The 1,327-nt window shown below is 29.1% G+C and carries 2 protein-coding genes; both read right to left on the bottom strand.

Translation table 11 applies throughout. From position 1 onward, the window contains the following. Positions 1-20: 20 nt before the first annotated feature. Entirely contained in the window at positions 21-869 is an 849-nt protein-coding gene (locus ACFSQP_RS13080; RefSeq protein WP_376895223.1) for an IS3 family transposase, read from the bottom strand. A gap of 14 nt (positions 870-883) precedes the next feature. Continuing rightward, a complete protein-coding gene (locus ACFSQP_RS13075; protein ID WP_376895222.1) occupies positions 884-1,273 on the bottom strand; it encodes a helix-turn-helix domain-containing protein in 390 nt (129 codons plus the stop codon). Between the last annotated feature and the right edge of the window lie 54 nt (positions 1,274-1,327).

The raw sequence follows: 1,327 nt of genomic DNA, 5'->3' as shown, positions 1-1,327 counted from the left end.
AGTTTGAACTAGGTCGTTTTTTAAATTGTTAATTCAAGTAAATTTACTTTATTTTTTCGATACGATTTATATTTAATGTTAGGATTGTTATGCACCTCAAAAGGTTTTCTTAAATCAAGGCTAAAATGCGTTCTTAAATGGTTGTAAATATATACTGCATTTTTGACCATTTTAGTTGCTAACATTGTATTTTTAATAGTTTTTTTCAATCCATATTCATACTTTAAAGTTCTATTAACTCTTTCAGCTACGGCATTTTCATAAGGGTCATACTTTTCAGTCATACTCATAATTATCCCGTTTTGTTCAGCTAAATTGGAATATTTAGGGTTGCAATATTGAAAACCTCTATCCGAGTGGTGTATTATTTTTTCATTTGGATATTTACGATTTTTAATAGCCATTTTAAGCGCATCTAAACACAATGATACTTTCATATGGTTATCTAGTTTATATCCCATAATTTGCTTGGAATACGCGTCTGTAACTAAAGCCAGGTAGTTGTATCCGTTTTGCGTTTTAATATAAGTAATATCACTTACCCAAAGTTGTTCTGGTCTTGTTGGTATTTTATCTTTTACTAAATTTTTGTATTTATGAAATAAATGATTAGAATTAGTTGTTGTGTGGTAGTTTCTACCTTTAGGAATGAGAAGGTTATGAGCTTTTAAAAACCGATAGAACTTGTCGCGACCTATTTTAATATTAAGGTTCTTGATTTGTGGTTTTAGTTCTTTATATAGTTTAATTCCACCTGCTTTTTGACCAACTAGTTTGCGATAATCTTGTACTAATTGGATAAGGATTTTCTCTTGATTTACTTTAATTTGTTGAGATTTTAAGCGTTTATAGAAGGCTTGTTTGCTAATCCCAAAACATTCGATTAACCATTTTCTTTTAAACGGTTTGTTTTCTTTTTTTGAATCTCGTCGGCTAATGTTTTGGGCAATGACTTTTTTGATAAATCGACACCAGTAATTAATTCCATATCTGCAATTATGTCTTGCTGGAAGTCTTTAACAAATTCAAGTTCTTCGATTCTTTCTTTTAGTTTTTTAATCTCATCTTTTTTACTCATTCCTAATTTCTTTTGCTCTAAAGTACTATATTTTTTTAACCAATAGTCAATAGAGGATCTAGAAATATTGTATTTTTTAGCGGCATAATTGACAGAAATTCTTCCGTTTTGAATTTGGTCAATAATGAGTAATTTTAAATCGAAACCTACTTTTTCGTAGGATTTTTTTCGGCAGGGTCCTTTTTGTTCTTTCATCTTTATTTGTAATAAGTTGTCTAATTTTTAGTCAACCTATTTCAGGAAAGTTCA

It is taken from the genome of Bizionia sediminis (assembly GCF_042684585.1).
In the GTDB taxonomy this organism is placed as follows: domain Bacteria; phylum Bacteroidota; class Bacteroidia; order Flavobacteriales; family Flavobacteriaceae; genus Algorimicrobium; species Algorimicrobium sediminis.
This window is presented reverse-complemented; position numbering and strand designations above follow the sequence as displayed.

What these genes read in the sequence shown, in the direction of transcription:
- ACFSQP_RS13075 (WP_376895222.1), bottom strand. Translation starts at nt 1,273, where the DNA reads ATGAAAGAACAAAAAGGACCCTGCCGAAAAAAATCCTACGAAAAAGTA.